At 42.1% G+C, this 19,704-nt stretch carries 17 protein-coding genes and 1 pseudogene; 2 read left to right on the top strand and 16 right to left on the bottom strand.

Annotated elements, in window-relative coordinates; genetic code table 11:
• Window positions 1-146: 146 nt before the first annotated feature.
• The 7 genes from OCV70_RS15915 to OCV70_RS15885 form a co-directional block, all read right to left on the bottom strand.
• Window positions 147-1,766 carry a putative polysaccharide biosynthesis protein gene (locus tag OCV70_RS15915; RefSeq protein WP_021926757.1) on the bottom strand — a complete coding sequence of 540 codons (1,620 nt, stop codon included), beginning with the start codon at window positions 1,764-1,766 and terminating at the stop codon, window positions 147-149.
• Between the two features lie 3 nt (window positions 1,767-1,769).
• Window positions 1,770-2,456, bottom strand: a complete 687-nt coding sequence (ung, locus tag OCV70_RS15910; RefSeq protein ID WP_021926758.1) for a uracil-DNA glycosylase — start codon at window positions 2,454-2,456, stop codon at window positions 1,770-1,772.
• Window positions 2,457-2,484: 28 nt separating this feature from the next.
• Entirely contained in the window at window positions 2,485-3,243 is a 759-nt protein-coding gene (gene hisF, locus OCV70_RS15905) for an imidazole glycerol phosphate synthase subunit HisF (protein WP_021926759.1), read from the bottom strand.
• 2 nt (window positions 3,244-3,245) lie between these two features.
• Entirely contained in the window at window positions 3,246-3,863 is a 618-nt protein-coding gene (gene hisH, locus OCV70_RS15900; RefSeq protein WP_021926760.1) for an imidazole glycerol phosphate synthase subunit HisH, read from the bottom strand.
• Window positions 3,864-4,037: 174 nt separating this feature from the next.
• On the bottom strand, window positions 4,038-5,546 hold the full coding sequence (locus OCV70_RS15895; RefSeq protein ID WP_195588189.1) for a sensor histidine kinase: 1,509 nt from the start codon (window positions 5,544-5,546) through the stop codon (window positions 4,038-4,040).
• On the bottom strand, window positions 5,546-6,223 hold the full coding sequence (locus OCV70_RS15890) for a response regulator transcription factor (RefSeq protein ID WP_021926762.1): 678 nt from the start codon (window positions 6,221-6,223) through the stop codon (window positions 5,546-5,548). The genes OCV70_RS15895 and OCV70_RS15890 overlap by 1 nt, the downstream gene beginning before the upstream one ends.
• A 168-nt stretch (window positions 6,224-6,391) precedes the next feature.
• Window positions 6,392-6,670: a hypothetical protein gene (locus OCV70_RS15885; RefSeq protein ID WP_021926763.1), complete on the bottom strand. Its 279-nt coding sequence runs from the start codon at window positions 6,668-6,670 to the stop codon at window positions 6,392-6,394.
• 413 nt (window positions 6,671-7,083) lie between these two features.
• Here OCV70_RS15885 and OCV70_RS15880 point away from each other — a divergent pair, with 413 nt between their 5' ends.
• Complete coding sequence (locus OCV70_RS15880) at window positions 7,084-7,317, top strand: hypothetical protein (RefSeq protein WP_021926764.1); 234 nt, start codon at window positions 7,084-7,086, stop codon at window positions 7,315-7,317.
• Between the two features lie 234 nt (window positions 7,318-7,551).
• Here OCV70_RS15880 and OCV70_RS15875 read toward each other — a convergent pair whose 3' ends face one another.
• The 5 genes from OCV70_RS15875 to OCV70_RS15855 all read right to left on the bottom strand — a co-directional run bounded on the left by OCV70_RS15875 (window position 7,552) and on the right by OCV70_RS15855 (window position 14,064).
• Window positions 7,552-7,953: a helix-turn-helix domain-containing protein gene (locus OCV70_RS15875; protein WP_195588187.1), complete on the bottom strand. Its 402-nt coding sequence runs from the start codon at window positions 7,951-7,953 to the stop codon at window positions 7,552-7,554.
• Between the two features lie 331 nt (window positions 7,954-8,284).
• Complete coding sequence (locus OCV70_RS15870; RefSeq protein WP_262579868.1) at window positions 8,285-10,318, bottom strand: sugar transferase; 2,034 nt, start codon at window positions 10,316-10,318, stop codon at window positions 8,285-8,287.
• Window positions 10,319-10,700: 382 nt separating this feature from the next.
• On the bottom strand, window positions 10,701-11,057 hold the full coding sequence (locus OCV70_RS15865) for a hypothetical protein (RefSeq protein ID WP_021926767.1): 357 nt from the start codon (window positions 11,055-11,057) through the stop codon (window positions 10,701-10,703).
• A gap of 59 nt (window positions 11,058-11,116) precedes the next feature.
• Window positions 11,117-11,596, bottom strand: a complete 480-nt coding sequence (locus tag OCV70_RS15860) for a hypothetical protein (protein WP_021926768.1) — start codon at window positions 11,594-11,596, stop codon at window positions 11,117-11,119.
• 128 nt (window positions 11,597-11,724) lie between these two features.
• On the bottom strand, window positions 11,725-14,064 hold the full coding sequence (locus OCV70_RS15855) for a hypothetical protein (RefSeq protein WP_147343002.1): 2,340 nt from the start codon (window positions 14,062-14,064) through the stop codon (window positions 11,725-11,727).
• A 537-nt stretch (window positions 14,065-14,601) separates the two neighbouring features.
• On the opposite strand from OCV70_RS15855, the pseudogene OCV70_RS15850 reads away from it, so the two are divergent.
• A pseudogene (locus tag OCV70_RS15850) lies at window positions 14,602-15,918 on the top strand (IS1380 family transposase).
• Between the two features lie 436 nt (window positions 15,919-16,354).
• Here the strand turns inward: OCV70_RS15850 and OCV70_RS15845 are convergent.
• From OCV70_RS15845 to OCV70_RS15830, 4 genes are all read right to left on the bottom strand, one after another.
• Window positions 16,355-17,119, bottom strand: coding sequence for an ATP-binding protein (locus OCV70_RS15845; protein WP_117855410.1), 765 nt, complete (start codon window positions 17,117-17,119; stop codon window positions 16,355-16,357).
• Window positions 17,116-18,687, bottom strand: a complete 1,572-nt coding sequence (locus OCV70_RS15840) for a Mu transposase domain-containing protein (RefSeq protein ID WP_173768609.1) — start codon at window positions 18,685-18,687, stop codon at window positions 17,116-17,118. The genes OCV70_RS15845 and OCV70_RS15840 overlap by 4 nt, the downstream gene beginning before the upstream one ends.
• Window positions 18,688-18,776: 89 nt before the next feature.
• Complete coding sequence (locus tag OCV70_RS15835) at window positions 18,777-18,962, bottom strand: ATP-binding cassette domain-containing protein (protein WP_173768728.1); 186 nt, start codon at window positions 18,960-18,962, stop codon at window positions 18,777-18,779.
• 113 nt (window positions 18,963-19,075) lie between these two features.
• Window positions 19,076-19,704: MerR family transcriptional regulator (locus OCV70_RS15830; RefSeq protein ID WP_262579867.1), on the bottom strand; the 629-nt coding region annotated here is incomplete at its 5' end.

Raw genomic sequence — 19,704 nt, 5'->3', positions numbered from 1 at the left:
GGCGTGCAGATTGCGGGAATGATTTTTCAAACACGCTCTAGCCAATACACAGCATTTCGACAGTTGGTCGTTAGTTCACTGGGGTGTTGCACCGACCTGCGTGGAATATCAATTGCCGAAATGCGTCCGCCGGGCTTTTTCTCATTTCAAAATGGTAATTTAGACGCGATTTTCTTCAGGTAGGCGCCGCCGGGCATCATGGCGAATTGTTCGTCGGAGGGCTTGCTTACGGCAAGGTATACGATGAAGTAAGCAATCATTCCAAGGACAACTGCGATTCCAAGACTGATGAAATTGGAACGGATCAGTTTGTAGATTCCGTAGTAGGAGAATCCGGCAACAGCTGCCATAGGCACAGATGCAAGCAGCGGATTTAAATACGCGCTTCTCCACGGATTCTTATACTCCATGTATTTCTTCATGGCACGCTCATTAAGCAGACACATGACAACTGCATAAATAATCATAGCAATGACAATGGAATAAACTCCAAGGTCCGTCACCAGAAGCAGAATTGCCATGGCAATCACATCCACCACCAGGGCAATGGCCGCATTGATCATCGGAATATTGGGCTTGCCGATTCCCTGGAGCACGCCGTTGGAAATATTGGAATTTCCGTTGAGGATGATGGTGATGACACCAAGCATCATCAGCTGCGCTGCTGCCCCTTCCGTTCTTGGGAACAGAAGCCTGGTAATCGGTCCGGCAAGGACTGCAAGACCAACTGCACATGGAATAGAAATAAACATACTGATCCAGGTAGCCCGGTCGATCTTATCTCTTGCGCTGTCCATATCATGCTTGGCATACTGTGCGGAAACCTCCGGAATCATGGAAGTAGGCGCTGTACTTGCAAGGGTCAGCGGAATATTGATCAGAGTCATATAATAGCCATACTCCGCATACAGGCTTGTGATAGTATCGTGGTCGATCCCCTTAAATCCCTGAATGCCGGAATACATATAACTATTGATAAATCCATTTACATTATAAATAAAAGAACTGAGGATAATAGGCATAACAATGAGGACAATGTTTTTCATGACCTCGCCAGTGGCCTCATCCCGTGAATTGGTGTCACGAGCCAGTCTCTTATTAATCGTCTTCTTATTGACGCCATACACAAAGAGCATGAACAAAAGCGCAGAAGCAACTCCCGCACCGGTTCCCATAGTCGCACCAGCGGCTCCCCATGCATTTCGCACAGACTCCTCTGCCCCGCTGAACCGATTCAGCATCACACTGGACATCAGAATGGCAAAAACAGCTACAAAGCACTGCTCCACAATCTGAGACAAGGAAGTCGGCAGCATATTACGATACGCCTGAAAATACCCGCGGAAGGTACCCAGAATTCCAGACAGGAAAATGGTCGGCGCCAGCATTTTCAAAGCCAATCTTGCACCGGACATAGACTCTGGCACCAGAATGGAGGAACCAAAGAAACAGAACAGCGCCACAACGCCGCCCATTGCCACAACATAAAGAAGAGCACAGTGGAAAACCTTCTGTGCATCCCGGTAGCGCTTAAAAGCCAGCTTCTCCGCCATGATCTTGGAAACCGCCTGCGGAATACTGAAGGAGGCAATCATCAGCAGAATAAAATAAACATTCTGGGCATAGTTAAAAAGACCCATGCTGCTGTTTCCAAGGGTATTGGAAAGCGGACTTTTATAAAGCATTCCGATGATCTTGGAAATCAGCGCCGCGATCATCAGGAATGATGCATTTTTTACAAGTGTATTGTCATTCTTTTTCCCCATATCTTAACTTTCCTTTGCAATATTTTCAATCTGCCAGTCAATGGGGGCAAGCCCGTTTTTCTCCAGAAATTCATTGGTCTGGCTGAAATGCCTGCATCCGAAAAATCCTCTTGACGCAGACAGCGGGCTTGGATGTGCAGCGGTAAGCACCAGCTGCTTCGGATTGTATAACATGGCTTTCTTCGTCTGGGCAGGTCTTCCCCAGAGAAGATACACAATAGGACGGTCCTGGTCGTTCAAGGTACGGATCACCGCATCTGTAAACTGTTCCCAGCCGATTCCCCTGTGGGAATTGGCCTGATGGGCACGCACAGTCAGAACTGTGTTCAGAAGAAGAACTCCCTGCTTCGCCCATTTCTCCAGGCAGCCATTGTCCGGGATATAGCATCCCAGATCACTGTGAAGTTCCTTATAAATATTCACCAGAGAGGGCGGAATCTCCACATCCTCACGCACGGAAAAGCACAGGCCATTGGCCTGTCCGTCATTGTGATAAGGATCCTGTCCCAGAATTACAACCTTCACATCATTTAACGGTGTGAATTCAAACGCATTGAACATATCCTGGGGCGGCGGAAAAATCTTCTTCGTGCGATATTCCTCCATCACTGTTTTATATAATTTGGCATAGTAAGGCTGATGAAATTCATCCTTTAAAGCCACCTGCCAGTCTCCTGAAATCTGACCCATTTACCTGTCACCTCATCTTATTGTATTGTTATCTTCTCACCGGAACGCCTTTTCCCGCAAGATAATCCTTTACCTGGGATATCTCCAGTTCCTTGTAGTGGAACAAAGAAGCCGCCAGCACTGCATCCGCGCCGCCTTCTGTCAGTCCCTCATAGAAATGCTCCAGAGTTCCCGCGCCGCCAGAAGCGATCACCGGAATGGACACCGCGTCAGCCACCGCTCTGGTAAGAGGGATGTCATATCCTGCCTTGGTACCATCGCAGTCCATACTGGTAAGAAGGATTTCCCCGGCTCCAAGAGCCTCCACCTTCTTCGCCCACTCTATGGCATCAATGCCTGTATCCAGACGTCCGCCGTGCTTGTAAATATTCCAGCCGCCGTCCTCACGCCGTTTGGCATCAATAGCAACCACCACGCACTGGCTTCCGAACTTGTCCGCTGCCTCCCGGATCAGTTCCGGACGGTCAATAGCCGCAGAGTTCACGGAAATCTTGTCTGCGCCCTCCCGAAGAAGCCTCTTGAAGTCATCAACAGTACGAATGCCGCCGCCGACTGTAAAAGGAATAAACACATTAGCCGCCACCTTGCGCACCATATCCACCACAGTGTCACGCTGCTCGCAGGAGGCTGTAATGTCAAGAAATACCACCTCATCCGCTCCAGCCGCATCGTATGCCTTGGCGATCTCCACCGGGTCTCCGGCATCCTTCAGATCTACGAAATTCACGCCTTTCACCACTCGCCCGTTATTCACATCCAGGCAGGGAATAATTCTCTTCGTAAACATCCTTATGCCTCCTTCCCAAGCTTTGCGAAGTTCTCCAGAATCTTAAGACCATATTTGCTGCTCTTCTCCGGATGAAACTGGCAGGCAAAAATATTGTCTTTCTCAACAGAAGCATGAATGGTCACGCCGTATTCTGTGGTTGCTTTCACGATCTGGGGATCCTCGGCCTGCAGATAATAGGAATGGACAAAATATACGTATGTCTGCTCCGGAATTCCCTGAAACAGCCTGCCGTCATTTTGAAGGTGAAGGGAATTCCATCCCATATGAGGAATCTTAAGTCCCTCTGCAGGCGGAATCTTCACAATCTTCCCCTTCAGAAGTCCAAGCCCCTCCACGCCTGGAGTCTCCTCACTGGACTCAAACAAAAGCTGAAGTCCCAGACAGATTCCAAGAAACGGTGTCTTCTGGTCCGCGATCTGGCGGATGACAGGAACAAGACCGAATTTATTCAGATTATTCATGGCGTCTCCAAAGCTTCCCACTCCCGGAAGAATCACTTTATCCGCGTGCAAAAGCACCTGGGGATCTCTGGAAACCACTGTCTGCTCTCCCAGATAATGAAGAGCTTTTTCCACACTCTTTATGTTGCCGGCGTCATAATCAATTATACCTATCATTCGGGCTCCTCCTGTTGTCGTTTTTTCTAATCCATTCTTACAGTATAGCGCAAAAACAGGCGGTTGCAAAGAGCGAATTCCCTGCTGCCGCCTGTTTTGTTAGTTTGTCCTGTCCTGTCGAAATCCTGTTGCTTTTTTTATTAAAAATCACAAATACAAACTGTGCTTATCTGGCTATTTCCGATCCAGAGTAAACCAGAATTCCACACCGTTGTCAAAATTCTGTACGCCGTATTCTTGATTCATGCCTTCCAAGATTGCTTTTACAATGGAAAGTCCAATGCCACTGCCGCCGTATTCTCTGGTGCGGGCCTTGTCTACCTTGTAGAACTTGTTCCACAGGTTGGGAAGATCTGCCTCCGGGATCGGTGTTCCGGTATTAAATACGGTTACCTTCACCTGGGTTTCCAGCTTCAGGATCTTGATTTCCACAATCTTCTCTCCGTCCAGATGGTTCAGGGCGTTGCTTACATAGTTGGTCACAACCTCCTCGGTTTTGAACTCGTCTGCCCACACATAGATGGGCTCTTTTTCATTGAAAATTACACGGGCTTCTTTCTGGCGGATCATAATGTCCATGGTAGACAATACGCCGTTTACCAGCGCTGTAAGGTCAAAACGCTCCATCACAGCCGCATCCTTGCCAGACTCCAGCTGATTCAAGGTCAGAAGATTCTTCACAAGCTTGTTCATCTTGGAGGCCTCATCAATGATCACATCGCAGTAGAAATCCATGCTTTCCGGGTCATCATTGATATTCTCCTTCAGGCCCTCTGCATAGCCCTGTACCAGTGCAATGGGAGTCTTCAATTCATGGGATACGTTATCCAGGAATTCCTTTCGCATCTCATCAATTTTCACTTTATCCGCAATATCCTTCTGCAGTTCGTTATTGGCTGACTTCAGTTCGGAAATGGTGTTCTCCAGCTGACTGGACATTTTGTTAAAATTATCCCCCAGCACATCGATCTCATTTCCCGCCTTGCTCTTATATCTTGCCTCGAAATCAAGATCTGTCATCTTACGGGAAAGCTCGGTCAGCTCAGAAATCGGCTTGGTCAGCCGTCTGGTCACCGCCATCACACACATTCCGCTTATAACAATAATGACAATTCCTACAAAGAAATAAAATTTATTGGAAATGTTCGCACTCTCCTGAATGCTTTCCAGGGGACTTCTAATCAGGAAATAATTGCCATTGTCAAACTTTCCCCAGCATTCCACATAGTCCATTCCCACAAAACGATCGTGCACCTGCTGAACCACGCAGTCATCTGTTTCTTTCAGGGTTTTGCCCTTGCCGTTGTCCATATCCAAGTCACTGGCATAGCCGAAAAACAGCTTGCTTCGCAGCTGATCCTCATTTTCCGGCCAGCACAGATACCTGGTGTTGTCCTCGTTGATCAGTACCCAGGTCAGATTGTTTCGGGAGCTGGACTGGACAATTTCCGAGGGCAGTGACTCTTGCTCACTTTCCCCATCATCTTCTGTCAGGGAATCGGTATCAATCTGGCTTAATACATCCTTGGCATCCAGCAAAGTTTCCGTCTTCTGGGCCACATAATATTTCTCCAGAAATACGCCATTGATAATGGAAATCGTCAGAATGGAAAGGAGCATAAGCCCGATAAACGTAAACGTGATCTGGTGCTTTATGGATCGGATTTTCTTTGGTTTCTTCATCACTCTACCTCAAACTTGTAGCCCATTCCCCATACGGTTTTGATGTATTCGCCTTTTTCGCCCATTTTGCTTCTCAGCTTCTTGACATGGGTGTCAATGGTTCTTGCGTCTCCGAAGTAATCGTAATTCCATACCGAATTCAGGATTTTTTCCCTGGAAAGGGCAATTCCCTGGTTCTCCAGGAAATAGGTGAGAAGCTCAAATTCCTTGAAGCTAAGGTCCATAGGCTTCTCATCCACGGTTGCAAGGTGTGCTGCCTTGTCGATTACAATACCGCCGGCAGAAAGCACATCCTCAACGCCTGTCTGTCCGGTACGGCGAAGGATTGCCTCCACTCTGGCTACCAGAATCTTGGGGCTGAACGGTTTGGATATGTACTCATCCACGCCCAGGTCAAAGCCAAGAAGCTCATCTCTCTCATCACTTCTTGCAGTCAGCATGATAATCGGCACTTTGGAATTCTTGCGGACCTCACGGCATACTTCCCAGCCGTCCATCTTCGGCATCATCACGTCCAGAATGATCAGTGCAATATCTTTTTCTTTATAAAATACATCCATGGCTTCCTCGCCGTCTCCGGCTTCCAGAACCTGGAAATTTTTCTTAGTCAGAAAGTCTTTTACAAGCTTTCTCATACGGCTTTCATCGTCTACTACAAGGATTTTTAATGTGTCCATAAATCTCTTCCTCCTCTTTTTTCTTGGATGTTAGGGTCAAAAAGTATTTTGCCCCTACCAAGTTCAAAAGCCTTATCATGCAAGCATGAACGGCTTTTTGACCTTTTGACCCTGATATCTTCATGTTAGCAGATGTTTATGATGATTTTGTGAACGAAGAGCGAGAATTTAGTGATTCAACCCTTTTTCATAAACATCATTGATGGTGGCCTGGGCGTGCTCTAATTCTTTCTTCTGCATAATGGCATCCCGGTCGCTTAAAATGGCAAGCATCTCATCTGCCACATCCTCCATTCTGGGGCTGGTGACACGGTAAAGATAGCCTAACATGCGGGTGGCTGTATAATCTGTGTTCATATATTTATAGGCAATTTCCCGGCAAAAGGCATCCGGGTAGCCTTTTTCCTGCAACGCCTGGTAAAGTTCCCTGGTTCGGTCTGATGGCATAAATGTTTTCCTCCAAGTTAATTTGATTCCGTGGACTGCTTTGGTACTCCTTTAAAATTCATTATAATAATCTTCCCGGAAACTTACAAGCCTGGATGACAAATTTGGGGTTTTGTGGTATTCTAAAGTTACTGTTCATAGGTAATATTCCGCGAGGTGTTTTGTGTGAACAAAGTTCACAGAAAACCCGAGAATTAAGTTTGCGCAGCAAACGCTACTTCTTGTGCAATGCACAAGAAGGTTCGTCTTTCTGTGCATCGCGAAGCGTGTTGCTGGGCACGGAGTGAACAGTAACATTCTAAAGCATATCTGAAAAAGACTTTCTGCAAGATGTGTGTCACACTTTACGGAAATGCTTTTTCAAACAGACTCCAAAACAAAAAATGTGTCAAATAAAGAAAGAAGGAATTTTCATGCGTCAGGAAAGCTTCAAAATGGAACGTCCAGGTCTGGTGAAACCCGGAGATAAGGTTCAGATCACCGAATATCAGTCATACATGAACTACAGCTACATCATCGAGCCCGCTGTTGCCATGTCCGGCTGCTACCCCAATTCCCAGCGAATCAAAGCCAAGGAAGGCACTATCGTCAGCGTGGAAAAGGCACCGCTTAGCGGGTATGTGGTGATTGCGGAATTTGAGGAATAAATTAAATAGATGCGCGGTTCCTTTGCATCACCGCTGTCGAAACTTAATTTATGATGTACCAGACGAGCCAAATAAGATTTATATAATAAAAACACCCCAGAAGCAGATTATCCAGTATCTCCTTGACGAAATCCTGACAATCTGCTTCCGGGGTATTTTATTTCTACCTATATTATGTAAAAAATATTTCCAAAATCCGTTTTCCCTATCTCACGGCCTATTTTCCTGTCTGCCTTATTTTCTCTTAACCTCATATCCCTGGAGAAGCTTCACCACATCATGGATCAGATCTTTCTCCCCTACAGAAAGCTGTCTGTAAACTGCCAGCATCTGCAGCTCATCAAAGGTAAGCACTTCCTGTTCCTCACATTCTTCATCAATCAAAAGCTCCGAAATCGGAATTTCCAACGCATTACACAATTTGTAAACCGTATACATGTAAGGTTTGGTCTTCCCGGTCATCATAGAGTGAAGGGCCGATGTTGATATATCTGCCTTCTGTGCCAGTGCATAATACGAAATTGCCCGCTCCTTACAAAGCAGCTTAATATTCTCCACCAGCTGCTCACACTTCTCTTCCGGATTATACGGTTTTGACACAACACATTTTTCCATTTTCAGATTATTCTTCTGCATACCACTCAACATCCCCATTCGCTTTTTTCCTGCATTTCATTTTTATTACAGTGTAACTGTCAGCACTTCCACAGCTACGTCGCAATTTCTCAATCTCTTTCCCTCTATAACTAATACGACAGAAATCGACAAAAATCACAAAACTGTACTAAAAACAGTATAGCACATCTCCAGGCTTCTTCCTTTTTCGCTATTCCGTAAGTCCATACTTTCTTTCGAATGGATTTCCTCCACTTGCATAGACTCTCTCATAATGATTGTATTATATATGAAAGAAGAGCGAAAGGTCTTGTTTTAGACCTTTTCGCTCTTAAGTATTTTTCAAACTCTTTTATTTTCGTTTCGGCTCAAATAAAACCTTCAAAGTCGCCGCCAATATTCCCAGATCCATAGCAAAAGAATAATTCTGAATATAGTAAAAATCCATTTTCAAACGATTGCTTCTGGAACTGCTGTACTTGCCATGCACCTTGGCGTATCCAGTAAGCCCTGCCTTTACAGAAAGGCGGTAGGAATACTCCGGATGGTTTTTCCCATATTTCACCGCATTCTCAACGGTTTCCGGATAAGGTCCTACCACAGACATATCCCCCCGCAGAATATTAAAAAACTGGGGCAGTTCATCCAGATGCGTTGTTATAAGCAAATGCCTGCCATTAAATTTATACTGCGAAAAATGCTTGCCATCCTTAGTCAGACACTCCCTTTTTATCAAAACCGGATTTCTTCTTACCACTTTAATATAAAAAGCAATCAGCAGATACAGCCAGGACAGCAACACCATCACAAACACAGAAAAGCAGATATCAAAAATACGCTTTGCCATTCTCTGTTCCACAGTAAGCCCGCAGTTACGAAACAGCTGCAAAGTCATATCCGACAAGGAAACTTTCTCGGAACTCATCAACATAATATCCGACAGGCTTGTCTGACAATAGCACCGCTTCTTATTTTCATAACAAAAACGGATATAAAACTCACGGTCTTCCACTGACATATCTCCTAACATCACCGACTCATGACGCATAATCTCACGGGCAATCTGCTCCCGTCCTTCTTCCAGGGAAATCCGGGCACCCAAATGGTATCTCCCACTGCGCCTCTGCAGTTCTGCCTCAAGAGGCGCGGTGCTTTGTTTTCCATAAATAAGCAAAACTTCATGTGCCGGGTAAATATTGCCGTACAACCACCGAACCACTACAGACCACACAATTCCAATCAGGAAATTCAAAAGAGCCACCGCCAGCATAGGCGTAATATGCTCCATAAATTTCCAACGTCCAATCAGCGCCAACTCCAAATAAGTTCCGCCATTGACCAGCACTGCTGTATACGCATGGGAAAGAATCACTTCTACATACTGCTGATGGATCACACGAAAAGCGGAAAATACTTTGCCTACCAGCATATTCAAAGCCAGATACAAGGACAACAGCGCCACATAACCCCAAAAGTAATAACGACGCCCAATAATCCGCTTGAAATTATACTGCTCAAACCATGCCCTGGAAAAAGTCCAGGTCCACAGAAAAAGAAGCAGTGCTGTCATCAACATAAGAAATAATTTCTTAAACCGCTCTTTGCCCATCATTAGGCGATAGCTTCTCCACCAGAGCAGAGAGTATTTGCACAATCCATGAAAGGTATAGCTTGCCATACAAAAAATTCTCTGCTTCAACGGAACTCCAGCTTTTATATAAGTCTGCCAGTTCATTTGCGCAGACTTTCCCTTTTTCCCGGATTTGGAAGCCAGCGCCTTACGGTAAATTAGCAGAGGCTCGTCCACTCCGTAAGCCTTTGGAACTTTCTCAAGAATCGCAAGCCAGGTGGCAAAATCCTCATGAATGCCCTCCTCCTCAGGCATAGGAAATTCCAGCATAAGTTCACGGCGAATCAGTACGGAAGAACAGGAAATCACATTCTGACCAAGCAATTTCCTGCGGCTTACATGCTCTGGCACGTGAAGCACATGCGCAATGGTCATTCCATCATCTTCAATAAACGCAGAGCCCGTAAACAAAAATTCTGCCTCTGGATTCCTCTCAATGACAGCCAGCTGCTTTTCCAGCTTATCCTCCCGCCATAGATCATCACCGTCCAGGAATGCGATCCACTCCCCTCTTGCCAGACGAACGCCATAATTTCGAGTAGCCGCAGAACCAGAATTCACCTTATTTTGAAAAATCCGAATTCTTTTATCTTTTTCCGCCAGTTTCTTCATATAGCGGTACGTATTGTCCTTAGAACAGTCATCAATAATCAGCAGTTCCCAGTCCGTAAATGTCTGGGAAAGCACGCTTTTCACTGCATCTGGAAGATATTTTTCACAATTGTAAGCCGGGGTTATGATAGATATTTTCGGCATGTAAATCCCTTTCTTACTTTTCACTACGTAGTTATACTTTTATCACAACTGTTTTGCCATTATAACATATTAAAGGAGAATGAGCAAATTCGTGTTCCTGTCAAACCCAAATGTTTCAACACCTCTCAAATCATAAAGCACGTGACGCATCGTTCGAGTTATAATAAAACAACTTCTCTCAGATCTATGGTGTAATTGAGAGGTCCAATATCAATTAACCATCTAACTAAGAGAAGTTGTATTTATATAATACCACATAATTTACAGTTTGTGTAAACTTTTTTCAAAAATTTTAGGATTTTTTCATTTACCAGCTTGTCTCCAAATTTGCAGACAGGAACCAAAGTCCCTGTCTGCATAATAACAACCATTATTTAATATTTTACATTCTGCCATTAATGACATCTGCAATGATATTCTGCAGTACTCCTTCTGTAAAGGTTCCAAGATGAATGCCTATTTTTCTCAGCACTTCTCTTTTATTCTTGGATTTGCTGTTCTGCACAATTTTTCTCAACGAAGAATACTCCGGTGAAGATGCCGGCAGCTCCTGCAATGCATTCTCCGCCTTTTTCACAACAGATTCAATCTGCATGTCTGTGAGAAACTGTGCATCACCATACACCTTTACTTTCTCCGCCTGAACATCAAAATCTGCTGTTTCACTCATCCTGACTCCAGTGATAACTTTCGCATGATCACTGATCGAAACATCATTCAACTTAATATTGATTGCCATGCTGCAATACCTCCAATTCTTAACTTATATTGTCTGTCAACAACGTTTACACGGAATCCTTATTTAATTCCCATATCCGTTAAGATTTTGGCATTGCCATGAATATCGCAGCCCTTGATATTTACAGTAATATTCTGATGGCCAATACTTCCAGCCTTCATTACTTCTTCCAGCACATTGAGGACCTTCTTAAGGAAATTTTCGTCAGTGAACAGAATTGGAATGCGGGTTCCAGAGTTCATAGACAGAGTCAAAAGCGTTTTGCTTTTTAAATCTTCTTTTTCAAAGTACCAGTAAAGGATCCATGCAATACCAGCCGCTACACATCCAGCAAAAGCAGCTGTATTGAAAGATCTGAGGAGCAATCCAAACAGAATCAGCACCACAGATAATTTCGGAAAAGCGGGCAGTTCAAACTTATCATTCGTAACGTAAGAAATGTTGGCGATCTTAATGACGCTTCCATTCCATTTAATAATGTCACCTGTGATTTTGAAATTGTCCAGTTTCAGTTCTTTTCCCTTTTTTTCGTTACTCATAACTATTTCCTCCTTAATTCCAATTGATAGTTATCGTAACAGCTGATCAGTCTGTTGTTGATGCTTATAGTTTATATCAGCTTGCTGCAAATTTCAATTCCACTTAATTCTTCAAAAATCCGGCGCCTTCAACAAAAAGAGACAATCATATTGTAGAAATTCCCAATTTCCAAATCTAAATTCCCAATTTTTGAACCGGAAGCACCAATTTTTTCCAAATTGCGCAGCAAAGCCTTTAATTTTTTGTATTTGCTCGTTTCATTTACTCTTCCACTAAAATATGAAGCCTTTTTTAGTGCATTTTCCGTATCTTCGCCTTTCAACTGAAGTAAAAGACAATAAAAATACCAGTAATCAGCTCTATACTGATCGTCCAAAAAAGAATGTTTTTCCAGCCATTCTTCTGTAATTTGCAAATGATCCTCCATGCGAACAATATAACCTTTATCTGAAGGATCTTCTACATACATTAAGAAATAACACCTTACTGTATAAAGCAAATAATCTACAGCAGCCCGATAAAAACCATTTTCTTCTGCATCTTCAAAACCTCTTTGAAATTTCTCCTCCATATCTTCTAAAGAACTTCTTTTTAATGCAAACTCACATTTTAACGCCCACCTCCTGCACCATGAACGCTCACGGGCCTTTAGAGTACATTTTTCCTGCATTTCCTGCCAAATTCTCCATGCATTTTCCCTATCTCTTTTCAGGGCAAAAAGGACCACTGCTTTCCCATTTAAATACCGATTGCACTTGTAAAGATCCATCCCGGAATACTTTTCAAAATAATCTTCTGCACACTGCAGTGCCTCTAAAGCTTTCTCTTTTTTGTTGCAGCGAACGCAGCGACGCATATACATTCCATAAGTTTCCATAACCTGCACATGATTCTGCAGTCTTCGTGCAACTTTGCGTCTTTCTACGTTAATCTCATCCGCAATATCCCACTTTTTACTTCTCATATAAAAGAAGTCCGCCAGATTGTTGCCTGTTAATGTAAGATATTGTTCATTCAGATTATTTTTGGCACAAAAATACAACACTTCCCTCAAAATGGCAATCTCACCGTCACGATCAAGAAATGTTTTTTCTCCGCTGTAAACCATATTTGCACTTAAACTGTTAATCTGCTCCAGATAAAAGTCCACACTGAGTTTCATATACTTATTATACTCAGTTTCATTCCAGAATTTAAAACGAACCAGTTCTTTTATTATGGGAAACATACGCACTCCCCTAAAATTCCCATCTTCCTTATTTTCCCGGTTTCTTCCGCTCTCCATTATGAGCATATACTTATATCCCTGGAAAAGTACATTTTTCCAATCCTCAGCCTTTATAACATCTCTTAACAGAAATTTAAGCATATCAATACTTACCGGCCCGGAAAAGTAACTTGCGCATATAATCAAACTATGCGCATTTGAATCAATCTGGCTCCACATTGCCTCTGTTAAATCTTTCCATAGCCCTTCATATACGGTTTTCAATTCTGGATCCGAATATAAGCGTGAATTGAAAAATCGTTCCAAATTTCCCTCATACCTGATAAAGTCGCCCTCAAAAATAGCATTTCCCAAGCGCTCTACCGCAAGAGGGATTCCACCTGTTTTTTCCCGAATTCCTGGAATAAATACTTTTGTTATCTCGTCCTGACTAATCCGATCATCATTCACCAGTCCCGGCACATATCTTTTCAAAAGTTCTTCTGTACATTTTACCTGATTAACCAAATCATTAAATACAATGTACTCCATGTCCTTTAAATATAAATTTTCACACGGTGTATGTGCAAGGAAAATCACTTTACCATTCCCCATAAATTTCATTTGGCTAAATGGGAATGTCTGAAGCCCAATATGTATTACTACACACTTCTCCCTTAGAAGTGCAAACTTCAAAATTCGACTCTCTTTTATCTCTTTCAGCGTTTTTCCATAAAAATCATAAATCTGCACTTCTCTTCCGTCATTCTTTTCCGCAAAATACTTTATTACACTGGCAGTAATTCCGCTTTTATACGTGCCTGCAAGATATAAAAAACGTTTCGGACTTTCCTGCAAAAAAGAATCCAATTTGTCCGTGAGCACCTGCGGACATACAATCTCTTTATTTTCTCCCGTTTTTCTGTGGTATTTTAACTCATTCGGCTCTTCAAATAATCGATCGAATCGAACATCATATCCGCAATAGTCTTTGAAACTCTGTATACAGCTATCGACAAATTCTTTTATTCGGTCTGCTGGAAGCTTATACTCCAACCCAACTGCTATACATCCCATTAATAACCACTCTGGTTTATTTCCGCCTATTTCATCATCGTACTTTCTAATCACTTCTGAAGAAAGTCCATTCATTCTCGACATCTCTTTCCGTATTGCAGTTAAGTTGATCCTTTTTAATTTGTGTATTTCTTCACAATAATTGCTAATTAAGTCTTGCGGTCTTTTGGTATTCTCTTTCATTTCCCAGCGCCTGCCCTTTTATGCTATGATCCTGACATCATACGCGTTTTTCTTATTATACCAATAATCCTGACCACATTCCATCCGTTATGTCGAAAATATGCTTTTCTTTTTTCGACATATTGCGCACGGTTATGTTTTTTATTGAGTGAAATATTGAATTTTCAAGGTTCAACGCATCTTATGAGTATAGCAACTAAAGTAAAAACAGCCCCTTCCAGGGCTACTTTCGTTGATTTTCTGTTTCTAAACTTCTATTGATGTTTGATGAAGACTTTCCAAATCTGTAAACAGATCTTCGTGTGAAGACCATATTACTTTTAAGCCATGCTGTTCCCAATACACAGTCTGTGCCTGAATAAGATAATTAACCTGAATTATTCACGGCTTTGCCGTGAAAGTGGCTGAAAGCCACATAGTTACTGTATTTTAATTGCACATTGCTTTTCACTTATTAAGTAAATGAAAAAAGAGCATCCATTTGTGGTAAAATTAAGGTGTTCAAAGTCTTAACAATCCCAAACAAAGGAGCCCTTTATGAGTATTGTAAACACCTTTTCACTTCAAAGCAATAGGCAAATTAAAATAAATTTTAATGGAGGTGATCTATCCTCCGATGCAGGACTCCTTTTGATAAAAGAATTCGCTGCAAAGATCGGCTTTACAAAGCTGATCAAAAAGAAGTTTAAAACCAATGATAAATCTGTCCGATTCCACAAAGACCATGAAAATCTGTTACAGATGATCTATCAGGTCATCTCTGCATATTTTCAGGATGACTGTACGGATGAGCTGACTTTGGATCCTGTTTTCCATGCTGTTCTTGATAAAGAAAGTCTGGCATCACAGCCAACATTATCAAGATTTTTTAACCGTATGGATGAAGATACTCTGGTACAGTTTGATGACATTGATAAAAATCTCAGGGATATCATCTATTCTATAAAACGCCCGGAGCATATGCTTCTGGACTTAGACAGCACTCTGTTTGGCACTTATGGCAAGCAGGAAGGAGAAGGATTCAACTTCCATTATCAGGCACATGGATATCATCCATTACTGTGCTATGACGGACTGACCGGAGATCTGATAAAAGCGGAACTTCGTGACGGAACGCTCTACTGCAGCAATGGGGCAGATAAATTTATGAAATCCATCTTTCAGGAATACCTGGAAAGAGGCATTAAAACTTATCTTCGTGGTGACAGTGGGTTCGCTTCTCCCAAACTTTATGAAACCTGTGAGAGTAATGGCTGCTCTTATGCCATCCGTTTAAAACAGAATCCCGCACTCATTGCCCTGGCTTCTGATAAAGATGAAGCTCTGTACAAAGCACCCCAAAAGGATCAGATCAGCTATGCAGTAACTTATGGCGAATTTATGTACCAGGCGGGTTCATGGAACTATCCAAGACGTGTGGTTTTCAAAATTGAGAAACCATATGGTCAGCTGACACACATATACACCTTTATTGTTACAAACATGGATATGGAACCTTATCAGGTCATCCAGTTTTACTGTGGCCGGGGCAAGATGGAAAACTTCATTAAGGAAGGCAAAAGTGGATTTGACTTTGCTGCTGTCAGCAGTCATTCTAAAGTAGTAAATGCCAACCGTATGAGACTTCATATGCTTGCCTACAACTTATTCAATTAGTTCAAACGACTGGTACTGCCAGCCAATATGCGAAAGCAACAGGTGGATACCATCCGCTTAAAGCTGATAAAAATTGCTGCAAGGGCAATCCATTCAGCAAGATCTATCACATTCAAACTGTGTAGCAGCTGCCCTTATAAAAGGGAGTTCTACAGGACATTGGAGAATATCCAGCAGCTGTCCGTACAGTTGGAATAGTAACTATTAACGTACCTTGACAGTTTCAAAGTAACTCAATCAAATTTCATAGGGGAAGTTTGTCCATTTTTATGGATAATCCGATTGAATTCAAGGAAACTGTTTCAAGTCTTTGCAGTATTGAGCATTTCTATATGCCCATGAATAATTCAGGTTTATTTTGTGGATAATCATCTTCGGCAGGAAAAATTGTGTTTATAGTTTTTCCTGCCGTTCTTTTTGTAAAAAGTTATACACCGGATTCCTGCCGTTTGGATCCATCCCCGCCGTTTGGAGGCTTACATTGATATCTTTTTTCACTGCAAAACAGGGACTTATCCACAGTCAGCTTGACGAAAGGACGTTTTCCTGCAAATTACGTTCAAACGGAATGCCAGTTCCGCTACTGCGGAACGGCTATTCCATTTTTAACGGTACGAAGTACCGCTAGATGATATCATTCTGTTTCACGCATATTTATACCGTTCATTTCCAGACGATATGTATGATGTTTATCTGTGATTCGTGTAAGGCACGCATCAGCGTAGGTATTATCAGCAAACATATCAAACCATGTACTGACTGGAAACTGTGAGATGACTACAGTTGATTTTCTTCCATCCCTGGTGTCAAGGACTTCAAAAAGATCCCGGCATTTATCAAGATCAAGATCCATAAGGCCAAAATCATCGATCACAAGAAGATCCAGCTTGGTCAGCCTATTCAGGTAATCCAGATTTGTGGATTTGATACGTGCCTGTTCCATTTCGCTCATAAGAGTGTTCGCTTTTATATACTTTACACTCTTAGACTGCTTCATTGCAGTTACACAAAAAGCATTGATTAGATAAGTTTTTCCACTGGCGGAAGATCCTGTTACAATGAGATTCTTTCCTTCCTCTATCCAATGGCAGGTACTCAGTCGCTCTATTGTCTGGGTATCAAGCTGACGTTCTGGACGGTAAATAGTTTCGTCAAGATCCGCCGCCGGGTATCGCAGATGCGCTTCTTTCATCAGACGATTAAAACGTTTATCTGCCCGCGCCTGCCACTCTGCATCAATCATTGCTGTCATGCGTTCCATAAAAGTGTTCAGATCTGCATTGGGATCTTTCAACTGTTCTTCCAGGATATGTGCCATTTCTGGAACACGGAAACTCTTCAGACGCATGATCAGAGCCTGTTCCTGAGGTGTTAATGTAATGTCATGGGATGAACTCATTTGTATGCCTCCTTTCCACGGATGTTTGTATGGGAAGGAAGTTTTCCGGTTCCGTTTATAGCACTGCTGGAATGATTATTCTGAACCATGCTAAGTACTTTCTTGAAATAAGAATACTTGCAGGCATTGGCTTCTACGCATTTCTCAGCAGCCTCCTGAACCAGCCTGTGAGGAACATCTTTACAGGAATGGAGTACACCGGCACAGCTGTTGTATGCCTGTTCCTCATGCTTGGAACTGCGGAGTATCCTGTCAATAAGAGTTACCATAGATTCTCCATAAACAGATGCCCATCGTCTGTAATAAGCTCCGTCATGTGCATTCACTTCTTTGTAATACAGGTGTTCTGGAGGCATATGATTGTCATCTGTAATGTAAAGAGGAAAATCACGGTAAGATCTTGGATGGCGGCAGATCAGCCGGTTATACTCATCACAGATCCGTATCTCCGTCATTGTAGCCTTAAGAATTGCAGGCTTCCCTTTATAGGTATACAATACAGAATAGTAGTGGGCATCATACTCAAGGTGGTAATTATCTGGAACTTTAAGAAAGTATTTATAATCACAAAGTGTATAACTTTCGCCTGGAAGCTGGTTCATACGCGGTTTGTCGTACTTTTCGAATCCATTCATGCGGGATTTCCGAATGTCGGATTTTTTCTGGAAAGGACGCTGGTTGATGTCCGCTACGATCTTTTTGACCGCAGCATTCAGAGCTTCCAGAGAGGTATAAGTATCTTTCTTTAATTCTTCTACCAGATGCGTCTCCAAGAAACGCACATGATTTTCAACTGTTGGTTTGCCTTTCGGTTTCCTTGGTGGTGGCGGCAGAATGATCGTATCATAAAAAGTTTCCAGATCTGAAAAAGCTGACTGCAGCACAAGTTCATCTTTACTATGCCTGGTAACAGCTGTTCTCAGATTGTCCGGGACAAGATATTTAGGAACTGCCCCATAATAAGACAGTGCATGTACTGTGCCGGTAATAAAATGTGGAAGTTTTTCATCCGGAAAGATCTCTGCATAAACAAGGCTGCTAAAACCAAGTGTAGTCGTAAAAATATGAACTTTTCGAAGTTCGCCAGTAGTTGTGTCCAGTAGCAGTTCCGGCTGGTCGCCTATCCAGTCAATATACATCTTTTCACCAGGGATCCGCTCTACAGGCATAGATGTTTTTGAAGTACCATACGTATCTACCAGGAAATCACGATACAGCTTATAAAACTGAGCAAGCTGGTAACCGTTGGGATGCTCTTTTTTATAATCAATCCATAGAAAGCTCAAGTCGGCATGTTTTCCCATTTGGATCATCTGCTCATGTATTTTTTCGAAATCAGGTAATGGAATATCCTTATGTCGAAGGTTTTCTTTTGGATAGATGAGATCAACCACCTTTGAGGCTGGCATTTGTCGAAGATCATCCAATGATAAGCCTGAATCCTTGTAGCGGTTCATGATTAATGCAATCCCGCTTCGTCCAATCCGGTAACGTTTTTGTACGGCGTCATAACTGACTTTACTGAGTCGAAGTTCTATGACTCCAAGAATAGTATTGTAGTCGTGCATAATAGTTCCTCCTTTGCACTGTGATGAATAATAGTTACATCACAATAATAAAGGAAAAACGTACCGCTTTGAGCAGAAAACGCATACCGCTAAATCAGAATGGATGTACCGCTAATTTCAGAATAGGCGTACCGTTCGGGCAGAATTTGCAATTTTCCTGCGCCATTAGGACCAATTAAGCCTGTTATCTCTCCCTTATTCATTCCAAAATTAATATCATGTAATATTGGCTTCTTATCATAAGCAAAATTTACATTTTCTACATTTACATACATATCTCTCGCCTCCCTGTTTTTCTTATATATACACCTTAGAGGAAGTTTAAGGTCAAGAAAAAAAGAGAACATTTTCTATTTGTCCTCTTTTTCTCAAAAATATCTTCGCATTCTTATTTTGTTTCATTACACACTATAATCCGTAATATTGAAACAACCAAAATCAAACCCAAAACAAAAGTTATTACTTTAAACGAAGCACTCATATATGTATTACATAATTCCAAATATAATTGCACGCACATAATGACAGCAATTACTCCCCCTACAATACAAACAATTAATTTAGAAATATCGAAAATTTTTTGTATCCTGTCCTGCCCTTTTATTCTCTCCAATTGGTAAATATATTCCTCTTTTCCTGATATCATTTTATCTAACATCTCTTCTGATAGATCAGTCACACTCATATCCATTTTTATCAACTCTTCGCATAAAAAATAATTCTGCCTAAGTCTATTTTCTTCTTCTTTAATTTTAAGCAAATGTGTATTTAAAACACTGGTTAATGCTTCCTTTTCATATAAAATTTTTCTAATATCTGAAACTGGAATATCTAACATCCTTAACATTTTTATACGATTTAACAAAAGAATATCTTCCTCTGTATATTCACGATATCCATTTACAGGATTTCTTTTCGGAATTAATAAATGAATATTACGATGTGGTAGAGCCACCTGTCCGGCTATCTTAGAGCCAGTGTTCCAGTGGCATAGAGCCACTATGATTTTGCTTGATT

It is taken from the genome of Blautia acetigignens, assembly GCF_025566865.1.
GTDB classification, from domain to species: domain Bacteria; phylum Bacillota; class Clostridia; order Lachnospirales; family Lachnospiraceae; genus Blautia_A; species Blautia_A acetigignens.
Note: the sequence above shows the minus strand (reverse complement) of the source record. Positions and strands in the feature narration are given on the sequence as shown.

What these genes read in the sequence shown, in the direction of transcription:
- OCV70_RS15860 (WP_021926768.1), bottom strand. Translation starts at nt 11,596, where the DNA reads ATGAGTAACGAAAAAAAGGGAAAAGAACTGAAACTGGACAATTTCAAA.
- OCV70_RS15845 (WP_117855410.1), bottom strand. Translation starts at nt 17,119, where the DNA reads ATGAGTTCATCCCATGACATTACATTAACACCTCAGGAACAGGCTCTG.
- OCV70_RS15915 (WP_021926757.1), bottom strand. Translation starts at nt 1,766, where the DNA reads ATGGGGAAAAAGAATGACAATACACTTGTAAAAAATGCATCATTCCTG.
- OCV70_RS15875 (WP_195588187.1), bottom strand. Translation starts at nt 7,953, where the DNA reads ATGCAGAAGAATAATCTGAAAATGGAAAAATGTGTTGTGTCAAAACCG.
- OCV70_RS15870 (WP_262579868.1), bottom strand. Translation starts at nt 10,318, where the DNA reads ATGCCGAAAATATCTATCATAACCCCGGCTTACAATTGTGAAAAATAT.
- OCV70_RS15895 (WP_195588189.1), bottom strand. Translation starts at nt 5,546, where the DNA reads ATGAAGAAACCAAAGAAAATCCGATCCATAAAGCACCAGATCACGTTT.
- hisF (WP_021926759.1), bottom strand. Translation starts at nt 3,243, where the DNA reads ATGTTTACGAAGAGAATTATTCCCTGCCTGGATGTGAATAACGGGCGA.
- OCV70_RS15855 (WP_147343002.1), bottom strand. Translation starts at nt 14,064, where the DNA reads ATGAAAGAGAATACCAAAAGACCGCAAGACTTAATTAGCAATTATTGT.
- hisH (WP_021926760.1), bottom strand. Translation starts at nt 3,863, where the DNA reads ATGATAGGTATAATTGATTATGACGCCGGCAACATAAAGAGTGTGGAA.
- OCV70_RS15840 (WP_173768609.1), bottom strand. Translation starts at nt 18,687, where the DNA reads ATGCACGACTACAATACTATTCTTGGAGTCATAGAACTTCGACTCAGT.
- OCV70_RS15880 (WP_021926764.1), top strand. Translation starts at nt 7,084, where the DNA reads ATGCGTCAGGAAAGCTTCAAAATGGAACGTCCAGGTCTGGTGAAACCC.
- OCV70_RS15890 (WP_021926762.1), bottom strand. Translation starts at nt 6,223, where the DNA reads ATGGACACATTAAAAATCCTTGTAGTAGACGATGAAAGCCGTATGAGA.
- OCV70_RS15885 (WP_021926763.1), bottom strand. Translation starts at nt 6,670, where the DNA reads ATGCCATCAGACCGAACCAGGGAACTTTACCAGGCGTTGCAGGAAAAA.
- OCV70_RS15835 (WP_173768728.1), bottom strand. Translation starts at nt 18,962, where the DNA reads ATGTATGTAAATGTAGAAAATGTAAATTTTGCTTATGATAAGAAGCCA.
- OCV70_RS15865 (WP_021926767.1), bottom strand. Translation starts at nt 11,057, where the DNA reads ATGGCAATCAATATTAAGTTGAATGATGTTTCGATCAGTGATCATGCG.
- ung (WP_021926758.1), bottom strand. Translation starts at nt 2,456, where the DNA reads ATGGGTCAGATTTCAGGAGACTGGCAGGTGGCTTTAAAGGATGAATTT.